We start from the raw sequence: 21,350 nt of genomic DNA, 5'->3' as shown, positions 1-21,350 counted from the left end.
TACATTGATTATTAGCAATTCTTAATGTGGAAGGCGCTACCTGATGTTTTACAAAGGTGGAACTGCTAGCCAACTGGATCGGTTACTTCTATTAAATTGAGATTAATTGTTTGAAACTTGCGAACCGTGCTTTTTTCAAAAGCATAGACGCGCACCTTCTTTCATTATATTTTCCCCTAAGCAGTTGATTGATGCTTTTAGCAATATCTGAATCTTCTTTCTTTTGTCAGACAGTTAAGATTTTGCAGATGATTTTCGCTGTTTAGGCTAAGGGTTCTCTTTGTGCTTCTTAGTATTCTTTGCTTTTTTAATGGTTACATTTCTTTTTTTTATTTCAAGTTAGTTTGATTTTATCTTAATTAAGATAAAAATATCTTCAAGTGACCCAGATTGTTGAGAATACAGCGTATTTATAATAATAATTGAAGAATAAATTTTAGTGCGACTTAGAATTGGTTCATTAGGAAATTATATTGAAATACTTAGTTTTAGGTATTGCGATCAGAGAACAAGTTTTGGTTTATTTGACGAGAGATAAATGTTTATTTTCAATTTCCGGAAAACCGTAATTTGTGTTTTGTTCTTTTCCTTATTTTTCTCAGAATTATTGTAATGACGATTAATTAAAAAAGTAATATATTAACTCAAACTAATGGCAACTAGAACATCCGCACTGAAGTTATTGCGCAGTTCACTCCAAAACGAATCTGCAGATTTTAGGGAAAATCAATGGGAAGCCATTGATCTGATAGTGAATAAAAAAAAGAAATTACTGGTTGTCGAGCGGACAGGCTGGGGAAAAAGTTCAGTCTATTTTATCAGCACGAAGATATTGCGAAGCCAGGGAAGCGGTCCAACCGTTATTATATCGCCATTATTGGCACTGATGCGAAATCAAATTGAATCGGCTGAGCGGTTGGGCGTACGGGCGGAGACAATAAACACGAGCAATATGGATGACTGGGACCAGATCAAGCAGGCGGTAATCGATGATCAAGTGGATGCCCTGCTGATCTCACCCGAACGTTTGGCGAACGAGAAATTTGTCTCAACCTTCCTTGAGCAGATTGCCGACCGCATAGGTTTGTTTGTGGTAGATGAAGCGCACTGTATTTCTGATTGGGGACATGATTTCCGTACGGATTATCGTAGGATAATCAATATCCTGAAAATGATGCCAAACGGGATGCCAATACTGGGAACCACTGCCACGGCGAACGACCGGGTTGTGGATGATATAGTCGGTCAGTTAGGGGAGGTTGAGGTCATACGTGGCCCATTGACCAGAGAAAGTATTTCACTGCAGAATATTGTAATGTCGGATCAATCCCAGCGTCTAGCTTGGTTGGTTGAAAACATTCCTAATATTCCCGGAAGCGGCATTATTTATACCTTAACCAAACGTGATGCGAGACTGGTAAGTAAGTATCTAAATGAAAATGGGATACACGTTGCACCATATTTTGCTGGTGCGGAGGATGATGAATCAACCAGCGATGAACATCGGGAAAAATTGGAATCAATGCTGCTTGGGAATGGGATCAAAGCCTTGGTGTCGACCTCAGCACTTGGTATGGGTTATGATAAACCCGATCTGGGATTTGTCATACACTATCAGGCACCTGGTTCCATTATAGCCTATTACCAACAGGTGGGCAGGGCAGGACGTAATATTGACGATGCCTACTGCGTATTGCTTTCCGGCAAAGAGGATGGAGACATACACGACTACTTCAGGAAATCAGCTTTCCCCAGTGTACATGAGGTCGAACTGATTCTTGGGGAATTGGAAAATAGCGACGGGCTTTCAGTTCCCAGCCTGGTTGAAAATATTAATCTCTCGAAAGGGCAGATCGAGAAGGTGCTGAAATACCTAAGTGTCGAAGATCCTTCACCAATCTATAAAGAGCGTACCAAATACCTGCGCACAGCGGTGGACTATCAGTTGGATACCGAAAAGATAAACTGGCTAATGCAGCAGAAAACAGTAGAATGGAAAGAGGTAAAAGACTATATCTGGTACGGTGGCTGTCTGATGAACTATTTGCAGGAAGTTTTAAACGATGAGATCATTGAACCTTGTGGAAAGTGTACAAACTGCCTCGGAGAAGCTATTTTTCCAGTAGAGGTAAATCATCGGAACATTCTGAATGCATCGGCTTTTTTAAAGTATTCGGAATTTTACGTACAACCTAGAAAGCAGATCAATAAAGGGGCTTTGAAAGAATATTCGATTCCATCTAAAATTCCAGCAAATCTGCAGTCCGAAGGGACCTGGGTACTTTCCAAATGGGGAGATGCGGGCTGGGGCCACTTGGTTGCCGAAGATAAGCATAATGGCGTATTCAGGAACGAACTGGTTAAGGCGATGGAGAATATGATCATCCATAAAATTGATCCAAGCGATTTCCCAGCCTGGGTAACTTGCGTACCCTCAAAAAGACATCCTGAGCTCGTGCCTGATTTTGCGCAGCGGCTTGCCGATAGCCTGCGACTGCCTTTTTATCCCTGTGTGAAAAAAATAAAAGATACAAATCCGCAGAAAGAACAACAAAATAGTTATTTCCAATGCGTAAATTTGGACGGAGCATTTACCATTGAAGGCGAAATCCCTGATGGTCCTGTGCTTTTGCTGGATGATGCAATCGATTCAGGATGGACCTTTACCATAATCGCGGCTTTATTGCGGCTAGAGGGTAGTGGCCCTGTCCATGCGGTTGCACTCACTTCAACAGCCGTTAATTGATTAAACATGACCGAGAGAACCAAAGCAACATTACTCTTCACCGCCTATTTTTCTAAATCCACCGACAAGTTGCACAAGCCACTCTCGTTGACTGAATGGAATAAATTCGTAAGATGGCAGCAGACTAAAAATCTGAGCCCAGAAATATTCCTGAGTAACCAAGCGGAGACCATTCTGGCAGACTGGAACGATCAGGGGATCAGTAAAAACAGATTATTGGGCCTTTTGGAAAGAAAAGCAGCCTTGGGAATTGCATTGGATAAATGGAGCCGTGCGGGTGTCTGGATCATCAATAGAGGCGAAAAAGACTATCCTTCCAAGATCAAAGAAATATTAAAGGGGCAAGCGCCCAGCATATTTTTTGGCGTCGGAAACAAGGAGTTGTTACAGCAGCATTATGCCGGAATAGTAGGTTCAAGGGCGGCTGATGAACTTGACCTGGAGCGCTCTACCTTCATCGGAAAAAAGATGGTACAGCAAGAATATGGCATCGTATCGGGAGGAGCGAAAGGAGTGGATGAGACTGCAATGCTGGGTGCTTTGGAAGCAGGCGGGAGTAGTGTAGGTATATTAGCAGATTCCCTAATTAAAAAATCTTCCAGCTCACAATACCGTAAACATATCATTTCCGGACAGCTCGTGCTAATCTCTCCTTATAATCCTGAAGCAGGATTTAACGCTGGCAATGCAATGTCAAGGAATAGGCTAATTTATACAATGTCGGATTTTTCCATAGTCGTCAAATCAGATATAAAAGGAGGAACTTGGGAGGGGGCGAAAGAAAACCTGAAAAATGGCTGGGTACCATTATGGGTTTGTGAAAATACAGAAAAAGGAAACCGCGAGATCGTAAAGATTGGAGCAGGTTTAATCACTGATTTTTCCAATCTATCAGTCGAATTTTTGAGAAATCCTATTAAGGATAATAATCAAGGGATTTTATTTGGAAAAGAGCCAGAATCTCTTCCGGCTCTACAAGAGAGTTTCGTAGATAATAACAAGGTGGATTCCCATAGTTCAAGAAATGATGATGCAAAAGAAAATGAGATGAGAGGAAGCAAATTCTACAAACTATTTCTAACCCAATGGCAACAGCTATTTAAATCCACTCCCGTTACAAAAAATACACTTGGCAATCAATTTGGCCTGACGTTGTCACAAGTTGAGGTATGGCTTGAAAAAGCAGATTTAGAAAAATCAGTATCCATACAAACCAAAGAAGGTGAACATTGGTATTCACTTCGGGTTTAGTCACAATAATAAGTGCTCATTATCCAAGTTTAGTTCTTATTGTTAGATGAATCATTGTAGCTTGGTTGAGAAGGGACTTTTAAGACTGGTGAAAAGAGGTGCAATTTGATGTTATTCATTAAAGATATGGACAGTATAAATGTATTGTTATTTATCCAAAATTCTCGAAAAACTGCCTATTTCAATCAATTCTTCCATAAAATGGTTCGAATTTCGCACCGTTACCGATCCTAATTTAAAGGTTCATTTCTAAAGATTTGAACCTTTTTTTATCTAATCAGAGGCTAATCTGAAATGGTTATCTCCACTGGCGCATTGCTGCGCCGGAGCATTCAGGAACCTGTTCAGACCGAAATCTGGTATTCTTGGTTTTGCCGATGTTTAGCTCCCCAATTGCTTAATTGTAACCAGATAGGGATTAGCTCCTTAGATATGGTACTAAGCTCATAATCAACTCTTGGAGGAACTTCAGCATAAACGGTCCGTTTCACCAATCCATCTTTTTCAAGTTCCCGAAGTTGGAGGGTCAGCATCCGTTCACTGATATTGGGGATCATTTTTTTGATTTCTCCAAACCTTAGCTTGCCGTGCTCAAGCTTACATAGAATAAGCAGTTTCCATCGGCCGCCCATTTTACAAACCGCATAAGTGAGGTCACAGCCTTCGGTAATGCATTTTTCATTGACCATGTTGGTTGAACTTTCTTTCCTTTTTCCCATTACTTACAAATTTGTTAGCACCGAACAATTGACTGTGTAGCGAGCAAAAGTAACAAGTGGCCTATACATTTGCACTTCAATTTTAAATTTTTACGAAATACATATATATGCAGTTATCATCGCAGGTGCAGCAAGCACTGACCTACATCGGTTCAATAGAAGTAAACGACAACATAAATCCCTGGGAAAAAGGAAGAGCGTTTTATGAAAAATTTATTCCCCTGGCAGGAGAAAAAGAAGCTGTTTTTAAGGTTGAGGATATCAGAATTCAGGGAGCAGCTGACCAGATCAGGCTTAGGATTTACCGTCCTTCCGGGCGGGATAATCTACCTGTAATTGTTTATTTTCATGGGGGGTGGTTTAATTCCGGAGATCTGGAGACACATGATACCCCATTGCGCAGGCTGTCAAATCTATCCTTGGCCGTTGTCATTGCTGTTGATTACAGGCTGGCTCCCGAGCATCCCTTTCCTGCTGGTTTAAACGATGGAATCATTGCCCTGGAGTGGTTGTTTGAAAATGCGGCAGCGATCAACGTTAACCCTAACAAAGTCTCACTCGCCGGAGATAGTGCAGGCGGGGCTTTGGTTGCTACATTGACTGGTAAATTTGCAACAAAGATCAATTGCCAGTTATTGATCTATCCGGTAACGGACTGCTCACTTGAAACAGGTTCCTGGGAAATGTTCAAAGATGGACCACTGCTTGATGCAAAAAGCGGGGCTCAGGCATGGCGGTGGTATTTGTCAAAAGCGGATGATTGTTTCAATCCTGATGCCGTCCCTTTGTTGCAGACTAGTTTTTGCGGATTGCCTCCGACTTTTATTGCTACTGCCGAATATGATCCGCTAAGGGATGAAGGTATTATGTACGGGGAGAAGCTAAAGCAAAATGGTGTAAGTATTACTGAATTAACTTATGATGGCATGATACACGGGTTTTTTCAAATGGGTGGAGTGATCGATCAGAGCGCTGCCTTAATGGATGATATGGTTAGGTTTTACACTCAACACAGCGCATAGAGATGAAAAAGTATGCTTACATCGGTTGTCTTGGTTTTATTGGGGTAATCACCACTGAATTCGGTGTGATTGGTATTTTACCACAAATTGCTGATCACTACAAAATAAGTATTGATATAGCTGGGTATCTTTTAAGTGCGTTTGCATTAATTATTGCCTTGACAGGACCTTTTATGACCTTACTGGCATCTGGTTTCGATCGTAAAAAAATTATGCTGACAGCTATTTCTATTTTTGTACTCACTGGATTGGTGTCCTCATTTTCTCCACCTTTTTGGCTATTGATGCTAGTGAGAATCTTGCCTGCATTTCTCCAGCCTGTTTATATCGCAACGGCATTGTCGGTAGCCATTTCAGGCGCAGATAAAAAAAATGAAAACGGCCTCATGAGTATTGTTTTTAGTGGTGTTGCTATTGCGATGGTTACTACGGTTCCCTTTGCTACCTACCTGGCAAGCTTGTGGTCATGGGAATATTCTTTTTTTGTACAGACTGTGGTAAGTGTTATCGCCTTTGCAGGAATTTATTTCATACTGCCAGACATGCCTGTAAAAGAAAAGAAGTCTTTTGGTAGCCAGGTGAGGATACTTAGTAAACCGACATTTATCGTTAGTATCGCAATGAATTTGTTCATGATCATAGCGTGGTTTTCAACGTACAGCTATTTTGCCGAATACCTGAACAAGTCGAAGGGGATGGATGATAAGCGGGTGAGCCTGATGCTGCTGATATTTGGAATTATGGGGGTTTTGTCCACCTGGATTTCAGGTAAAATGCTGAATAGAAACATTACCGGAACTACTGCCTTTTTTCTTTCAGGAACTATACTGGTTCCTATATTATTGCATTTTTCTGGAGGAAATACTACTGCGACTTTGATTGTGGTCGCAATCTGGGGCTTCCTGTATTCTCCAAGTTTTCTGAATGCATCTACATACATGATTTCCGCGGCCCCTAATTCGCTGGAATTTGCGAATAGTTTGGCCACTTCGTTTGGTAATTTTGGAGTGACCATAGGAACAACTCTTGGAGGGTGGATGATTGTATCTAAAGGGGTCGTTTACAATCCCTGGATTGGCCTTGTATTTGGTGTTCTGGCTTTTATGATGATTGCCTTGAGGAGTTATTTGGAAAAAGGAAGAATTTTGCATTCCAAAACTATGTAGAAGCTTTCTACTCTCTCTAATAACTCGCCAGTAAAATTAAATTTGTGCCTTGTTAGGTAACTAATTGTCGTTGCTGGATTCTTCTCACATAGTTATAGATCATGACTTTGAAATTTTCGAGAAACCGCCTTTTCAATCAAATCGTCCATAAAACGGTTCGAATTATGTACCCTTATTGACCGAATTTAAAGGTTCATTTCGAAAGATTTGAACCTTTTTTTATTTATAGAGTTATCTAGCTGGTGATAACACCAACTAGAGGTTAGTCGCCATTTCAATCAATTCATCCCACAAAATGGTTCGAATTGCGCACCCTTATTGACCGAATTTAAAGACGTTTGTTAATGATGGTTTCTCTTTTACTAAGTCTGCTTGCTAAGAATAATCCGGCATATGATTTGCTCCATAAAAATCTAATGAGTATTTTTGATTAAAATAATAATACAATGAGTGAAAAGGACATACAATATCTAAAAGAGCTTGCTATTGCGAGACTGGAAGAGGCTAAGCGGATGACCAAAACTCAGGCCATTCGCTCTTTAAATGACGCTGGTATCCTTACCACAAAAGGTGAATTCAAAAAAAATTACCAACCCCTACAGGAGATCGTTGCAAAATAATTCCTGCTGATGTACGACGTACGCCCCAATACCATTATCGGCTTTCATGGCTGTGATCTTAGTGTAAGAAATAAACTCATAACAGATCCCAATACTGTTGAAGTAAGTAACAAACCTTATGACTGGTTGGGTAATGGTTTTTATTTTTGGGAAAATAACTATACAAGGGCAAAACAATGGGCAGAGAATAAGGCCGTTAAAGGTGAAATTGGAAGTCCCGCAGTTGTTGGGGCAGTGTTGCAGCTCGGGAACTGTTGCGACTTTCTGGATTCAAAATTTACCGGCCTCATTGAGCTTTACTATCCGGCAATGGAGGCAGAATATCTCGCTGCCAATAAACCCTTGCCAAAAAACGTGGAGGCGAGAGATGATGTACACAAAGATAAACTTATTAGGTTATTGGATTGTGCAACAATAGAATATATGCATAAAGTCGTTACCGAAAATTATTTTAGGGACATAAACGCTAAAGGTCACAGTTCATCTAAGGTGTTCGATTCGGTAAGAGGTGCATTTTCGGAAGGTGGTCCTGCCTTTCCCGGCGCGGGCATTCAAAAAAAGAGCCATATTCAGGTATGCGTCCGCAATCTTAACTGTATAAAGGGATTTTTCATTCCCCGCGAAGAGGTAGATTTTCCGTTACCTGTATAATATTTTATGGCTCAAAATGATGTGTGTTTTATCTAATAGTTGTCTTGCTGCAAAAAACAGAATAGATTAACCTATCTTACTAGAAATAAATTTACTGTAAATTTTTCTTTGTCATGTGTTAGTGCTTTGGCGGAAGGGGGGAATTGGTTTGTTCACTAGATAATTTAATCATCCGAAATATTAATCATTCACTTTTGAGTATCATTTTTATTGATTTTCTTTTGGCTCTAACTTTTTTGTCTTCGCCTTCTGGAATTAATTTTTCTCTGTCCTTTCTTAATTTTGATCAACCTCCAAGAAACTGTTAAATTTCATGAATAAAGATCAACTTGCGAAGTTTAGGTATCCTTTGTTGAGGGAAATACTTCGAAAGTTTGTGGTATTATCATCAAAACTGACGAAATTCTTCAGCGCACAGGCTTTGGAAATTTCGTAAGTTGATAAATTATAAATTTTTAGACAGCTTCTAAGCTCATTATGTTTTGTTATTTTGATGTTTAATTCAGCGATTCGCTTCAATCAGCGATAAATTTATTCTAATAATTATGCTTACCGACCGAATTTTAAGTTTCATTTCGAAAGATTTGAACCTTTTTATTTATAGAGTTATCTGGCTGTTGATAACACCAGCTAGAGGTTAATGTTCACTATTGCTCAATATTTTTCTATACCTGGAAACATTGACCATTTTTTTTTGTTCTAGGGCTTAGAAACTGTCTAAATTTCATAAACGAAGATCAACTTGCGAAGTTTTGGTGGCCTTTGTTGGGGGGGGATACTTCGAAAGTTTATGGTATTATCATCAAAACTTACGAAATTCTTCAGCGCACAGGCTTTGGAAATTTCGTAAGTTGATAAATTATAATTTTTAAACAGCTTCTTAGATATAACCGAATGAAAAAAATATACTTTCTAACATGCTTAATGCTTTTTTTAACTGTAAAACTCTGGGCTCAGGAAAAGAAAAGCATTTCCTACAATCTATTTCGCCCGGTTCCAAAAGCTGAACTCAGGGAAATGGAAACCGAAAGACCTGATGTTACCGAATCTCCCATCACCTTAGATGCCGGCCATTTTCAGTATGAAAGTGATCTTTTCAGGCTGGAAAGAGCGCCGGGAGAAAATGCCCAAACCAATACTTTTCTTTTTAATCAGGCTAACCTGAAATTAGGGCTTACCCGTTCAACAGCTGTTCAGCTTGTGGTTCAAAGCTTCGTATACCAAAGGGAAAAGTCAGTAGAGGATGGAACGATAGCACGTTCTCATGGGTTTGGAGACCTGACCCTGCGCATTAAGCAGAATTTCTTAGGAAATGATAAGGGGAATTTTGCTATAGCAGTAATACCTTATATTAAATTTCCGACCTCGCATGTGGAAGAAGAGAACCGCTACGAAGGAGGGCTGATCATACCCATGTCTCTGAAACTTCCCAGCGAATGGAATGTGGGCATGCAGATGGAGGTGGACAGGTTGCAGGATACTGAAGGTGCCGGATTGCATACTGAAATCCTTCAGTCTTTTACCATCGGACATAGCCTTATGGATCACGTTACCGGAATTGCAGAGACCTATTATAGATATGATCTCTCGCATCACCATTGGGGTAATTTTTTAAATGCCGCCTTACAGGTAGAACTTGCAAAGGATGTTAAGCTTGATGGTGGACTAAACTATGGGCTCCAGCACGATGCCATGAAGAGTTATTTTCTTGGCCTCTCTTTCAGACTTTAGATCAGCAGTACAGAAAGTAGGCTATTTGTTAAGGTTTAATTCCGGAGATTTAGATTATAAATAGTTGAAATTGTTCATCGTTACTGACCCATAATGAAGCAAAAGATTTTTAATAAACAATGGAGCAATTTATAACATTCATAAAATCAATCATATCAATAGATGATTATGATTTGAAGCTTGTACTTTCCAGATGTAAGCCAAAGAAAGTACCTAAGGGAAAACTAATTCTGAAGAAAGGGCAAATAGTCAATCAATATTTTTTCATTGTATCTGGTGGTGTACGCTTTTTTTATGAGCTTAATGATCAGGAAAATACAACCTGGGTAACATTTAAAAATGAGTTTTTTACTGAGATTTCCAGTCTAAATCCACAGAAACCAACCAGGTTTAATATTGAAGCCATTGAGGACACAGAACTGGTTGTGATTGATAAAAAAGACATGGACTTTTTATATGGTCATATTGCAAGTTGGGAAGAGTTTGGCAGAAAAATTTGGGAAGCAGTGTCAGTGAGAATGATCGATCAGATTTTAAATTTTCAAACGTTAACTGCCGAAGAGCGATACCTGGAATTTATGAATACGCCTGAGTTTTTGCAAAAAGTTCCGATTAAGCAGTTCGCTGCGGTTCTTGGCATTACACCCAATGCATTAAGTAGGATCAGGAAAAATATTAAGTAAATTGATTTTCTACCATTTGGTAGTTTTGCCTATTGAGTAGCTTGGTAACTTTGGGTTATTAAAAATAACATCATAACTCAAATGAATAATAATACAGAACTATCTCAAAATCAGTATGCTGATCATGAATTAATTAAAAAATTTCCTGGCTTTACCAATCATTATGTAAAAGTTAACGGGCTAAGCTTGCACTACATAGATGGGGGCAGCGGCGAAACGCTGATTTGTTTACCTGGTTGGCCGCAAACCTTTTATTCTTATCATCCTATCGCCAGCGAGCTTGCAAAAGTATTTCGTGTAATTGTAGTGGATATCAGGGGTATGGGCAGTTCGGAAAAAACCGATTCGGGCTACGACAAGAAAACAATGGCTACCGATATTTTGGAGTTGATACAGCAACTTGGATTATCGAAAGTTCATCTTCTGGGGCATGATATAGGCGGTATGGTAGCCATGAGTTTCGCCTTTAACTATCCTGAATTCACGGATAAGCTAATTGTTGCAGATGGTGCACACCCAAGCGAAGGCATGATGCAAATGCCTTTGATGCCTGCCTCTGGCACGTTTAATGAAAAAATGGATGCCAATATGCCTTATGCCTGGTGGATGGGGTTTAATCAGGTAAAAGAATTACCAGAAAAGATATTGGAAGGTCGTTTTCAATATCTCCTGGATTGGCTTTTTCAATATGTAATGATTGATGAAAGTAAAATGACTTCATTCGATAGGGCAGTATATGCTTCGGTTTATAATGAAGCTAAGAACATCAGGGCTTCCAATGCCTGGTACCAAAGTTTTGCACAGGATATTGAAGATGCAAAAATCTATCAACCACTTTCTATGCCTGTGTTGGGGATTGGTAGTTATGTGAGTTACAATTACATGAAAGCGGGATTGCCTTACGTTGCAAAAGATGTTAATGTAGTCGGTATTTTAGATAGTGGCCACTATATGTTCGAAGAACAACCCAAACAAGTTTTGGACGCTGTTTTCAACTTTTTAGCCCTATAATAAACAAACATTCATAATAATTTATCATGAAAAAAACAATCTTAGTAGCTGGTGCTACGGGTAACTTAGGGAATAAAATCTGCAGGGAACTAATAAAAAGAGATGCAGCAGTGATCACCATCGTTCGAACGGCCACCGATCCTGAAAAAAAAGAAATCCTAACAAAAATTGGGGTGAGGGTTATAGAAGCAGACTTAACCAAAACCGATGAAATAGAAAATGCTTGTAAAGGTGTGGATTGTGTAGTTTCTGCACTAGCAGGTCTTGGCGATGTGATTATAGATTTACAAAAAAGGGTGTTGGATGGTGCCTTAAAAGCAGGCGTGCCGAGATTTATTCCTTCAGATTTTTGCACGGATTACAATTACCTGGCACCTGGCGAAAACAGGAATTTTGATTTAAGGAGGCAGTTTAAAGTTTACCTGGATAGCACGGACATTAAAGCATCTTCTATTTTTAATGGTGCTTTTGCAGATATACTGAAATACAATACACCTATCTTAAATTTAAAAGATAAGAGCATTGGTTACTGGGGTGAAAAAGCAGACTGGACACTAGATTTTACCACAATGGATAATACAGCAGCCTTTACAGCCGAAGTAGCTTTGGATGAAAACTCACCGAGAGATCTACAGATCGCAAGTTTCCAGATTAGCCCCAATATGATTCGGGCAGATGTGAAAGAAGCTACAGGTCAGGAATTCAGCATGCAACAACTGTCAAGTCTGGACGATTTTGCACAGTTTATAAAAAAGCAAAGGGGTGATAATCCTGCGGGAGAGTTTGAATTGTATGCCAAATGGCAGCAAGCTCAATATATGTATTCCATGTTTTCAACCCATCATCATCAACTGTCTAATCTGCGTTATGAAAACCTGAGTTGGACAACGGGGTTGGAGTATATAAGGTCTTTTGTTAAATAAAACATCTTCATTTAGAAGATTTTAAAGTTAAATCTACATAAGAATAGCTATCCTCATTACAACAGAAGATGAATAACTTTGTAAACAGGGTAATTACCGACAACGGGATTACCGATACCAAAACAAATACACTAATCCGTTATTTTATGTTGAGATTGAGTGTGCGCTTACAGAAATTGACGGGTGCAAAAAGTAGAAATAATACCCAACCTCAACGAAGAGGTGATGGTAGTTTTATCAACTAAATTTAATTCGACCCTATTATATAATTCAGGAGCTTCCCTTGTAAGGAAGCTCCTGAATTTTTTGCGGCATGTTGAACAACCGTATTTTTATTGGGGCTCTTATAGTCTTGTTATAATTAATTAATCTGGATACTATCAAAAGCTCTTTGAATTGCTGTTTCCTTAATACCTTCAAGTTGAGCACCATCGGCACGGAAAGCTGTAAAATCAGTCAGTCCAAGAAATGCCAAACTTGATTTAAGCAAAGGCACGTTAAAGTCTTTATCCAGGTAAGGTATATTGAATTCTGGTATTTCAGGAGCGTTTGGATTATATATCCAGCCTGATGAGAAAGCGATATATACTTTTTTGCCATGTACTAAACCTTCGGGACCAGTTGGCGTATATTGAAAGGTAGCATTGACCCTGGTGATATGATCCAAATAGGTTTTTAAGTTGGATGTAATCGTAAAATTAAACATCGGTGATTCAATCACGATAATATCAGATTCTACCAGGGCTGAAATGGCATCGTCTGAAAATTTAGAAGCGGCCGCCTGTTCTGGAGTACGATTTTCTACTGGAGTGTAAAATGCGTTTATGAGATCCTGGCTCAAGTGTGGAAAAGGATTTTTGATAAGGTCATATTCTTTTACCTCACTTCCCGGATACGTTTCGATAATTTTATCTACGATAGCATTTCCTAGTTTTCTAGTGACAGATATATCCATTCTAGGACTTGATTTAACGTGCAATATTTTTTTCATGATTTTAATTTTCTACTTTTTTAACACTGCAAACTTATGTATATTTGCTGGCAATAAGTTATTAGTAATCAAAAGGTTAGTGGTAACTTTTAGGTTAGTGCCATAGAAGTTATGATAGGAAAAAAGAACCAAACGGTGATGTATACCGAACTGCAATGCCTCAGAAATCTGGCAGCAATTGAAGACGCCTTATATGTATTGGGCGGAAAATGGAAATTGCGGATTGTGATTGCCCTGGTAAGCGGCTATTGTCGCTTCAATGAGATACAACGAACCATCAAGGGGATATCTGCAAGGGTACTTTCCAATGAATTAAAGGAACTGGAACTGAACGGACTGGTAGACCGCGTTGTGCAGGCAGACAAACATCCTGTTGTTGTAGAATATATTGCAACAGCATATGCTCAAACACTTGGAGATATTATTGCTGCACTGACCGACTGGGGCCACGAGCATAAAAGGAAACTCACACAGCATACTGAGGCTGATTTGCAAGAGCAACATCAACGCTGATTTTTTTATGCTCAAACATAAGTTTTGGGATAACTTTATGGGTATTAGGCCTTGGCAGATTTGATCTATTTATTACCTGACGAGGCCTTAACCTGGATTTTTACTTTTGCGTCTTGTATAACTAGCCTATAGTTATTTTATCTTTCAGCGCAGCCCTAATCTGGGGTGCAATCTTGGTTCCGTAGATCTCGATCGATTTCATCAACGTGGCGTGTGATGGTGCTCCAACATCCATATGGGCCGAGAAACGCGTTAGACCAAACATTTCGTCTAGTGCAAGAATCTTATCTACGGATTGGTTTACATCTCCTATAACCAATGCGCCGTTAGGGCTTCTGCCATCCTCAAATTGGGATCTCTGCAAAGGTGCCCATCCCCTTGATCTCCCAATCCTGTTCATCTGTGCTGCATATAATGGAAAATAATAATCAGCAATTTCCTGGCTGTTTTCGCCGAACAAGGAAAACATATGAACACCTGTTTTTAATTTAGCCATGTCGTGTCCGTTAGCCTGGTAAACATTCCTGTAATAATCAAACAAAGGCTTGAACTGTGCCGGCTGACCGCCAATAACAGCAAACATTACCGGTAGCCCCAATCTTCCTGCTCGTTCTATCGATTCTGGGGTTCCGCCAACGGCTACCCAGATTTTTAACTTATCATTTGTCGCACGTGGCATCACCTGCTGATTAACCAATTCAGGACGATGCCTGCCTTTCCAGCTTATCTTTGGCTCGTTATTCAATTTTAAAAGCAGTTCTAATTTTTCTCTATAAAGCTCATCGTAATCCTGAAGGTTGTAACCATACAATGGGAAGGATTCAATAAAACTTCCACGACCGGCCATCAGCTCTGTCCTGCCATTTGAAATCAGGTCAACCGTGGCAAATTGTTGGTAAAGTTTTACCGGATCCGATGAACTCAGCACGGTTACGGCACTGCTCAACTTTATATTTTTGGTAACGGTTGCGGCGGCAGCTAGAATGATTTCGGGACTTGAAACCGCATATTCAAGACGATGATGCTCGCCAACGCCAAAGAAATCCAGTCCCACTTCGTCCATCAGTTTTATTTCTTCAATCATTTCCTGAAGTCTTTGTCCTGCGGATTGAACTTCTCCTTTTACATTGGTCTGCAGATCCCCGAACATGCCTATACCTAATTCCATATTGTTTAATGTTTGTGTGTTTAAATAAATGATCCATTATCCTGTACTTTAGGAGCATTGTTTGAAGCGGCTCCTTTGATGTAATGAATCATCCGTGCAAAAATAGGTATATTTACTGTTGTTAAGTTACTAGTAATCAAAAAGTTAGTGATAACCTTTAGGTTAGTAGTCTTCCTTGTTTTGTTCAGGATATCTACCTTAATGACGCAGTTTATGCAATAGGAGCGGTGATTTCCACTTTTTTGTGGGCAGTGACCATGGGCAGCATATCATTCGTGGATCACAACCTTATCACATTTATGAAAATAAAGTTTTGGCCCTTGATGCGGAAATCTCAAAGAAAGAGTATGACCATTCTCTGATTGGATTGTTTAACGTATATCCAACCTTAACCATTAGGGAGTTTGCAGAATTGGGAGCGATAACTAGAGATAGAGCGCTACACCAGTTAGAAGCTTTTGTTGAATCTGGAGAACTTCAAAAAGAACCATCCAAAAACGGACCGCTCTACATACTTAGTGTCAAAGACAATTAAAATAATGGGAGTGCTTAAATGTCTTCCAGCTGTCTAAAAACTGTAATCAGTTCTTTTCCCTTTGCCGATAAAGTATACTCAATATGCAGGGGTTTAACTTTAATTACCTTTTTATCCAGTAGGTCCTCGTATTCCAATTCTTTAAGTGCGAGGGCTATACTTTGTTTGTTTGATTTTTCGAGTGTTTTCAGCAATCCACTAAAACGAACTGGGCCATCGAGTGCCAACTTGAAGATTTGGGGACGCCATTTACCAGACATGATTTTGAGCACATCTTCAGCTGGGCAGTTTGGACGGTTAAGTTCTTGATTGGGTTGCATCAATTTATTTGTGGGATTATAGCGTCAGGCTTGATGAACCAGCCTGACGCAGATAACCACTATTATTAGAAATTAGCAACAAGTTCTTTTGCAAAATCTACGAATTTAGTCGCTCCAGTTATTGGGGTACCGATCTTTTCGAAGTCGGATTGCAATTTTCCGGTTCTGATGGCAATGCCCATTTCAGTGTATAGCCCAGCGATTTCTTCTGGAATACCAGCCTGCTTCATGCCGTTTAACGACTGTTCGTCTGTAAATTCTACCCAGTTAAGATCTGGTTTTCCAACTGCGTCTGCGATGGCTTTCGTAGCTTCCTCGGCAGAAATATAATCGCTAACGATATAACGAATATTCTGACCTTCCCCAGTTTTTTCAAGCTCCTGGGCAGCTGCAACAGCGATGTCGGCAGCGTACACTAACGGTAATTTAGCGTTTGATGGATAGTTTCCGCCCATTATTCCCGCATTTTTGATCATCGGAATATCATTGTAGTAATTGGTGTAAAAATATCCCGCACGAAGGAAAGTAACCGACGTATTTTCCAAGGTTTTGTAGAGCTGTTCGATATGGTACAGGCCAGCGATTGGACCAGTTCCTGCCTCAATATCGGCACCAATGCTGCTCAGCATCACCACTCTTTTTACGTCCGAAGATTTGATCGCGGCAGTAAATGCCTTTCCTGCATCAACTGTATTTTGGATAATGTTCTGGCCGCCCAAATTTGGCGGGGTCATCACGAATACTGCATCAGCTCCGTTAAAAGCGGAATGTAAAAAAGTAACATCACTAACGGAGCCTATAGCTGCTTTTGCGCCAATTTTTTCGATGTCAGCCTTTTTTTCGGGATTGCTGCTGATCACGGTCAGTTCATGTCCACCATCTATTAAAATTTGTGATAGGTGTTTACCTATATTTCCCAATGAACCTGATATTGTTATTTTCATCTGTTTATAATTTAATTTTTTTATTTAACAGCACAAAGGTATATTTGTACATACTTTTATACAAGTACTTACCCTAAAGTATGTATCGTTATGTCAATTGTAAAGGAATCCTCAACTATACAGCAGAACAAAAAAATAGCTCTGGAACTGTGTCCAGTAACCTATACTATGGAAAAAATTGGCGGATATTGGAAGCCTGTCATTATCTATCATCTGTCTACCGGTGGCAAAAGATATGGTGAGCTCAGAAGAGCAATTCCTGCGATAACCGAAAAGGTATTGATCCAGCACCTGAAGCAAATGGAAGCGGACGGATTGGTGATCAGGGAAGCAAAACCTGTAGTGCCGCCCTTTGTGACCTATAGGCTTAGTGATTCCGGGCATAAAATCATTCCCGTTATCCATGCAATGGCTCAATGGGCAGTTGAAAGTATGTAATAATACTATTCATTTATATTCTATTAAATTTTCCGAAAACCGCCAATTTCAATCAATTCGTTCACAAAATAGTTCGAATTACGCACCGTTACTGACCCTTAACAGGGCAAAGGGTTTTAATAATCTTTTGCCCTTTTTATTTCTCTATAATCTATTGTTATCAAGTATGGTGAAATGTTTTGCCTAGCAAAGCGGTTCGATATTACAAGTTTTTAAAATCGAATTTTTCGGGTAACATCGAACCAATATGCCATCTGAGGGATGTTTTTGACAGGATCAACGAGGTTTTCCAGGTTACGGTCCTTTCTATTCTTATTTTTAATCTGCTTAATTCCGATGTAAGGAAACGATTTAATTGCATTTTAAAATGATAGTTTATAACCCACACAATGAGCAAGTCAATTACTTGATCACCACTCTTTCTAGGAATTCTAATATTGCTGTGATTTTTATCACCTATGCTTAATCAGCAGACTGAAGAATATGAGGGAAATCGTGAAAACTGTACCCGGATTTTGTTCTGGGTAGTTGAAAAGGTGAAGGGAATTCGGCCTTCAAATCTTCCCATCGCTTTTTGCATCTCTGCAACAGATTGGGTAGAGGGCGGATGGAACATACGATGACCCGGTTTGGCTGAGTGAAAAACTGGTAGAAGCAAGAATAGATATGGTAGATGTATCTATGGGTGAAACAGTTCTTAATGCGAAAATAATTGAAAATAATGCGAGACAATCATTGTCAAACAGGTTGTCAGATTTTACAGGTGCAACTATCTGCAATCTGACAGCTTTTTTATTATATATAACTCTTCATTTTTTAATAGACTTCGTTTAAGAAAGCGCTCCTGGTGGTGGACCACCTGCAGGTTTTGAACGGTCTTGTGGTAAGGGAATAAATACCTCATTATCTGTTGGTGGTAAGAGAATACGGCCCTGTAGCCAATCTTCTTTAGCCTGTTCAATTCTTTCTTTACGGCTGGATACAAAGTTCCACCAGATATACCGCTCGCCCAGGTGTTCCCCGCCAAGCATCATCAGTGTAGCATTCTCCCGGGCAATAATCAGCGGGTCAACCCCTTTTGTAAATACCAATAACTTACCTTCGCCATAAGTAATTCCATTTACTTCTACACTGCCTTTCACAATGTAGGTGCCTCTTTCGCTATGTTCTTTTGGTAGACCAAATCTGGCGCCTTGTTCAAGTACCACATGCAGATAGAATAATGGAGAGCTTGTTTTTACCCTGCTGGATAGACCGAAGGCATCTCCAGCAATTAAACGCATCCATACGCCCTTATCGGTAAAAATTGGCAGTTCTTCTGAAGCATAGTTTTTAAAAGAAGGATCAGATTCTTCATCTTTTTCAGGGAGTGCTACCCAGGTTTGGATCATTTCCAAGCCGCCCGCCCGCATGGCCGGATCTTCAAAGCGTTCGCTGTGCGCTATGCCTTTTCCTGCATTCATCCAGTTCACTTCACCTGGTTTGATTAACTGCTCTACACCGAGACTATCCCTATGGGTTACATTTCCGCTAAAAAGGTAGCTAACGGTAGAAAGACCAATATGTGGATGGGGCAGTACATCCAGGTTGGTGGTAGCTGGAACATCAATCGGACCTCCATGATCCATGAAGATAAAAGGACCAACCATTCTTCTGAGCTGGAATGGAAGGATACGTTTTACCGAGAAACCCGGAGAGATGATCGCCTGTCTGGCTTCTATTACAATATCGAGCATAGGCTGTAAAATTTGTATAAAATTGCTGATAATTAAGAATAATATCTATAGATCTCCGAATAATTTGTTCACGATGATTACTATTCTTTTACTTCGCTTATAAACTCGACTTCAATTTCACATTATAGTCATCCTTAATGTTAGTCTGCAACCCATAATGTATCAACTTACAAATTTTCCAGAGCCGGTGCGCTGAAGAATTTGGGAAGTTTAGATCAATTGATCAACCGTTCTATAACCCTGGAAATCAAATGTAAAACAATATTCATTCCTCCTTGTTGTGGGATTATAGATGATAAAATCAAACAAAACGGTCGTAACAATTCTAAAGTATAATCATAAAACAAGTTTTATTACGTTATAAAATACCGTATGTAATTTGCCGAAACTATGAAGATTCTGTTAAGCTATTTAAAAAAACACAAGTATATTGTCTTATTGGCGTTGTTGATGACAGCAATCAATCAGGGTTTTTCACTCGTTGAGCCATTAATTACCGGGAAACTTGTTGATGATTACATCAATAAGAGAGAACTACTCACCAGGGCTGAATATTTTAAAGGGATTCTGACCTTAATCGGTTTAGGTATAGGTGCATCGCTGATCTCCCGGATAGCCAATAATTTTCAGGACTTTTTTACCATCACCATTGCTCAGAAAACAGGGGCAGAAATGTATGCCGATGGAATGAAACATTCGTTGGATATGCCTTATTATGTTTTTGAAGAGCAACGAAGCGGAGCAAAGCTCGACATGCTAGGCAGGGTGAGAAGCGACTCCGAGAACTTTATAAAATCTTCGATCAATGTCACCTTTATGGCCTTATTTGGGATCATTTTTGTAAGTGTATATTCTGCCTTAATTAGCTACAAAGTTACATTGGTGTTCATTGCTTCCGTTCCAATTATTACTTATTTAAGCTGGAAGCTATCTGAGAAGGTAAAGGTTATTCACCGGGCAATTATATCCAAGACTTCAGTCTTGGCAGGACGATCTACAGAGTCGCTGAGAAATATTGAGCTGGTAAAAAGTCACGGCCTGGGCGAACAGGAAATTGATCGCTTAAATTCGGCAACTTATAAGATTCTAAACCTGGAAATTGTAAAAACCAAAATTTTGCGAATGCTGAGTTTTATTCAGGGAAGTACGGTTAATGTTGTGAGAAGTGTAATGATTGTAGTCATGCTTATGCTGATTTTTGACAAAGAACTTTCAGCCGGTCAATACTTTAGTTTCTTATTATATTCCTATTTTCTATTTGGACCATTACAGGAATTCGGACATATGGCTTTAACCTGGCGTGAAGCTCAAATATCTTTCGGTAACTTCAAACGCATTATGGATATGCCTGTGGAAGCCGTACCCGATGAACCGACCGCATTACACAAAATTGATCATATTGAATTTAAGGATGTGTTCTTTAAATATAAAAACAGCAATCGCAATGCTTTGAATGGCATCTCTTTCCATGCCGAAGAAGGGGAGACAGTCGCATTTGTAGGGCCTTCCGGATCAGGGAAAACCACATTGATTAAATTATTGGTTGGCTTATACAAACCATTTAAAGGAGATGTATTTTATAATAAGACGCACACAGATGAAATTCACCTTGATGAGCTGAGAAGGAAGATTGGTTTTGTAACGCAGGATACGCAGCTGTTTTCTGGCAATATCAGAGACAACCTTAGGTTTGTAAGACCTGATGCAACAGATGAGGAGTGCATGGAAGCGCTTAATAAAGCCGCCTGCCAGTCTTTGTTATCGAGAGCAGAAGATGGCCTTGATACGCTTATCGGAGAGAGTGGCGTAAAAGTTTCTGGTGGCGAAAAGCAGAGATTATCCATAGCGAGGGCATTATTAAGAAAGCCAAATGTTTTGCTGTTTGACGAGGCCACTTCGGCATTGGATTCCCTTACAGAAGAGGAAATTACTAAAACGGTGAATAAGTTATCTGAACTTAAAGATCATATTACCTTAATCATCGCCCACCGCTTATCAACGATCATGCACGCTAACCGAATTTATGTTCTGGAAAACGGGGAAATTGTGGAGAGCGGTAATCATGATGAACTAATTGAGCAAAAAGGGCTTTATTATGCCATGTGGCGCCAACAAATCGGCAGGCGTAAACTGGTTGATGAAATTAATAAACTTGATGAATTATTACTGAATTAATCAGTAC

Annotated in this window: 22 protein-coding genes; 16 read left to right on the top strand and 6 right to left on the bottom strand. The window is 39.6% G+C overall.

From position 1 onward, the window contains the following. Positions 1–652 precede the first annotated feature (652 nt). Positions 653–2,746: a RecQ family ATP-dependent DNA helicase gene (locus tag ACN1CD_RS17155; RefSeq protein ID WP_419131622.1), complete on the top strand. Its 2,094-nt coding sequence runs from the start codon at positions 653–655 to the stop codon at positions 2,744–2,746. Positions 2,747–2,752: 6 nt separating this feature from the next. Then, on the top strand, positions 2,753–3,997 hold the full coding sequence (locus ACN1CD_RS17150; RefSeq protein WP_419131621.1) for a DNA-processing protein DprA: 1,245 nt from the start codon (positions 2,753–2,755) through the stop codon (positions 3,995–3,997). Positions 3,998–4,341: 344 nt separating this feature from the next. Here the strand turns inward: ACN1CD_RS17150 and ACN1CD_RS17145 are convergent, their stop codons facing one another. Continuing rightward, complete coding sequence (locus ACN1CD_RS17145; RefSeq protein WP_419131620.1) at positions 4,342–4,716, bottom strand: winged helix-turn-helix transcriptional regulator; 375 nt, start codon at positions 4,714–4,716, stop codon at positions 4,342–4,344. A 107-nt stretch (positions 4,717–4,823) separates the two neighbouring features. On the opposite strand from ACN1CD_RS17145, the gene ACN1CD_RS17140 reads away from it, so the two are divergent. From ACN1CD_RS17140 to ACN1CD_RS17100, 9 genes are all read left to right on the top strand, one after another. Continuing rightward, positions 4,824–5,738 (top strand): alpha/beta hydrolase, encoded by a 915-nt coding sequence (locus ACN1CD_RS17140; RefSeq protein WP_419131619.1) that lies wholly within the window; start codon positions 4,824–4,826, stop codon positions 5,736–5,738. Between the two features lie 2 nt (positions 5,739–5,740). Further along, positions 5,741–6,904 (top strand): MFS transporter, encoded by a 1,164-nt coding sequence (locus ACN1CD_RS17135; protein ID WP_419131618.1) that lies wholly within the window; start codon positions 5,741–5,743, stop codon positions 6,902–6,904. 446 nt (positions 6,905–7,350) lie between these two features. Continuing rightward, on the top strand, positions 7,351–7,524 hold the full coding sequence (locus ACN1CD_RS17130; protein WP_419131617.1) for a hypothetical protein: 174 nt from the start codon (positions 7,351–7,353) through the stop codon (positions 7,522–7,524). A 9-nt stretch (positions 7,525–7,533) separates the two neighbouring features. Then, the gene (locus ACN1CD_RS17125; RefSeq protein WP_419131616.1) at positions 7,534–8,175 is read left to right on the top strand and encodes a hypothetical protein; all 642 of its coding nucleotides are present in this window, start codon (positions 7,534–7,536) and stop codon (positions 8,173–8,175) included. Between the two features lie 894 nt (positions 8,176–9,069). Next, positions 9,070–9,906 (top strand): transporter, encoded by an 837-nt coding sequence (locus tag ACN1CD_RS17120; RefSeq protein ID WP_419131615.1) that lies wholly within the window; start codon positions 9,070–9,072, stop codon positions 9,904–9,906. Positions 9,907–10,025: 119 nt separating this feature from the next. Continuing rightward, the gene (locus tag ACN1CD_RS17115; RefSeq protein WP_419131614.1) at positions 10,026–10,589 is read left to right on the top strand and encodes a Crp/Fnr family transcriptional regulator; all 564 of its coding nucleotides are present in this window, start codon (positions 10,026–10,028) and stop codon (positions 10,587–10,589) included. 81 nt (positions 10,590–10,670) lie between these two features. Beyond that, entirely contained in the window at positions 10,671–11,600 is a 930-nt protein-coding gene (locus ACN1CD_RS17110) for an alpha/beta fold hydrolase (protein ID WP_419131613.1), read from the top strand. Positions 11,601–11,626: 26 nt separating this feature from the next. Next, positions 11,627–12,523 (top strand): SDR family NAD(P)-dependent oxidoreductase, encoded by an 897-nt coding sequence (locus ACN1CD_RS17105; RefSeq protein WP_419131612.1) that lies wholly within the window; start codon positions 11,627–11,629, stop codon positions 12,521–12,523. 68 nt (positions 12,524–12,591) lie between these two features. After that, positions 12,592–12,768 (top strand): hypothetical protein, encoded by a 177-nt coding sequence (locus ACN1CD_RS17100; protein WP_419131611.1) that lies wholly within the window; start codon positions 12,592–12,594, stop codon positions 12,766–12,768. A 116-nt stretch (positions 12,769–12,884) separates the two neighbouring features. Here the strand turns inward: ACN1CD_RS17100 and ACN1CD_RS17095 are convergent, their stop codons facing one another. Beyond that, positions 12,885–13,514, bottom strand: a complete 630-nt coding sequence (locus ACN1CD_RS17095; RefSeq protein ID WP_419131610.1) for an FMN-dependent NADH-azoreductase — start codon at positions 13,512–13,514, stop codon at positions 12,885–12,887. A 111-nt stretch (positions 13,515–13,625) separates the two neighbouring features. Here ACN1CD_RS17095 and ACN1CD_RS17090 point away from each other — a divergent pair, with 111 nt between their 5' ends. Then, on the top strand, positions 13,626–14,027 hold the full coding sequence (locus tag ACN1CD_RS17090; RefSeq protein WP_419131609.1) for a winged helix-turn-helix transcriptional regulator: 402 nt from the start codon (positions 13,626–13,628) through the stop codon (positions 14,025–14,027). A 121-nt stretch (positions 14,028–14,148) separates the two neighbouring features. On the opposite strand, the gene ACN1CD_RS17085 is transcribed toward ACN1CD_RS17090, so the two are convergent. After that, positions 14,149–15,195 carry an Atu2307/SP_0267 family LLM class monooxygenase gene (locus ACN1CD_RS17085; RefSeq protein ID WP_419131608.1) on the bottom strand — a complete coding sequence of 349 codons (1,047 nt, stop codon included), beginning with the start codon at positions 15,193–15,195 and terminating at the stop codon, positions 14,149–14,151. Between the two features lie 244 nt (positions 15,196–15,439). On the opposite strand from ACN1CD_RS17085, the gene ACN1CD_RS17080 reads away from it, so the two are divergent. Continuing rightward, complete coding sequence (locus tag ACN1CD_RS17080; protein WP_419131607.1) at positions 15,440–15,730, top strand: hypothetical protein; 291 nt, start codon at positions 15,440–15,442, stop codon at positions 15,728–15,730. 14 nt (positions 15,731–15,744) lie between these two features. Here ACN1CD_RS17080 and ACN1CD_RS17075 read toward each other — a convergent pair whose 3' ends face one another. Beyond that, entirely contained in the window at positions 15,745–16,050 is a 306-nt protein-coding gene (locus tag ACN1CD_RS17075) for a winged helix-turn-helix transcriptional regulator (RefSeq protein WP_419131606.1), read from the bottom strand. Positions 16,051–16,115: 65 nt separating this feature from the next. Then, complete coding sequence (locus tag ACN1CD_RS17070) at positions 16,116–16,994, bottom strand: NAD(P)H-binding protein (protein ID WP_419131605.1); 879 nt, start codon at positions 16,992–16,994, stop codon at positions 16,116–16,118. A gap of 90 nt (positions 16,995–17,084) precedes the next feature. On the opposite strand from ACN1CD_RS17070, the gene ACN1CD_RS17065 reads away from it, so the two are divergent. Both ACN1CD_RS17065 and ACN1CD_RS17060 read left to right on the top strand, forming a co-directional pair. Continuing rightward, positions 17,085–17,432 (top strand): winged helix-turn-helix transcriptional regulator, encoded by a 348-nt coding sequence (locus tag ACN1CD_RS17065; RefSeq protein WP_419131604.1) that lies wholly within the window; start codon positions 17,085–17,087, stop codon positions 17,430–17,432. A 458-nt stretch (positions 17,433–17,890) separates the two neighbouring features. Next, entirely contained in the window at positions 17,891–18,055 is a 165-nt protein-coding gene (locus tag ACN1CD_RS17060) for a hypothetical protein (protein ID WP_419131603.1), read from the top strand. A 207-nt stretch (positions 18,056–18,262) separates the two neighbouring features. On the opposite strand, the gene ACN1CD_RS17055 is transcribed toward ACN1CD_RS17060, so the two are convergent. After that, positions 18,263–19,168, bottom strand: a complete 906-nt coding sequence (locus tag ACN1CD_RS17055) for a pirin family protein (protein ID WP_419131602.1) — start codon at positions 19,166–19,168, stop codon at positions 18,263–18,265. A gap of 390 nt (positions 19,169–19,558) precedes the next feature. On the opposite strand from ACN1CD_RS17055, the gene ACN1CD_RS17050 reads away from it, so the two are divergent. Next, positions 19,559–21,343, top strand: a complete 1,785-nt coding sequence (locus ACN1CD_RS17050) for an ABC transporter ATP-binding protein (protein ID WP_419131601.1) — start codon at positions 19,559–19,561, stop codon at positions 21,341–21,343. Positions 21,344–21,350: the final 7 nt, after the last annotated feature.

It is taken from the genome of Pedobacter sp. N23S346, from assembly GCF_048515415.1.
Lineage (GTDB): Bacteria > Bacteroidota > Bacteroidia > Sphingobacteriales > Sphingobacteriaceae > Pedobacter.
The sequence above is the reverse complement of the archived record's forward strand: the minus strand, read 5'-3'. Positions and strand labels throughout refer to the sequence as shown.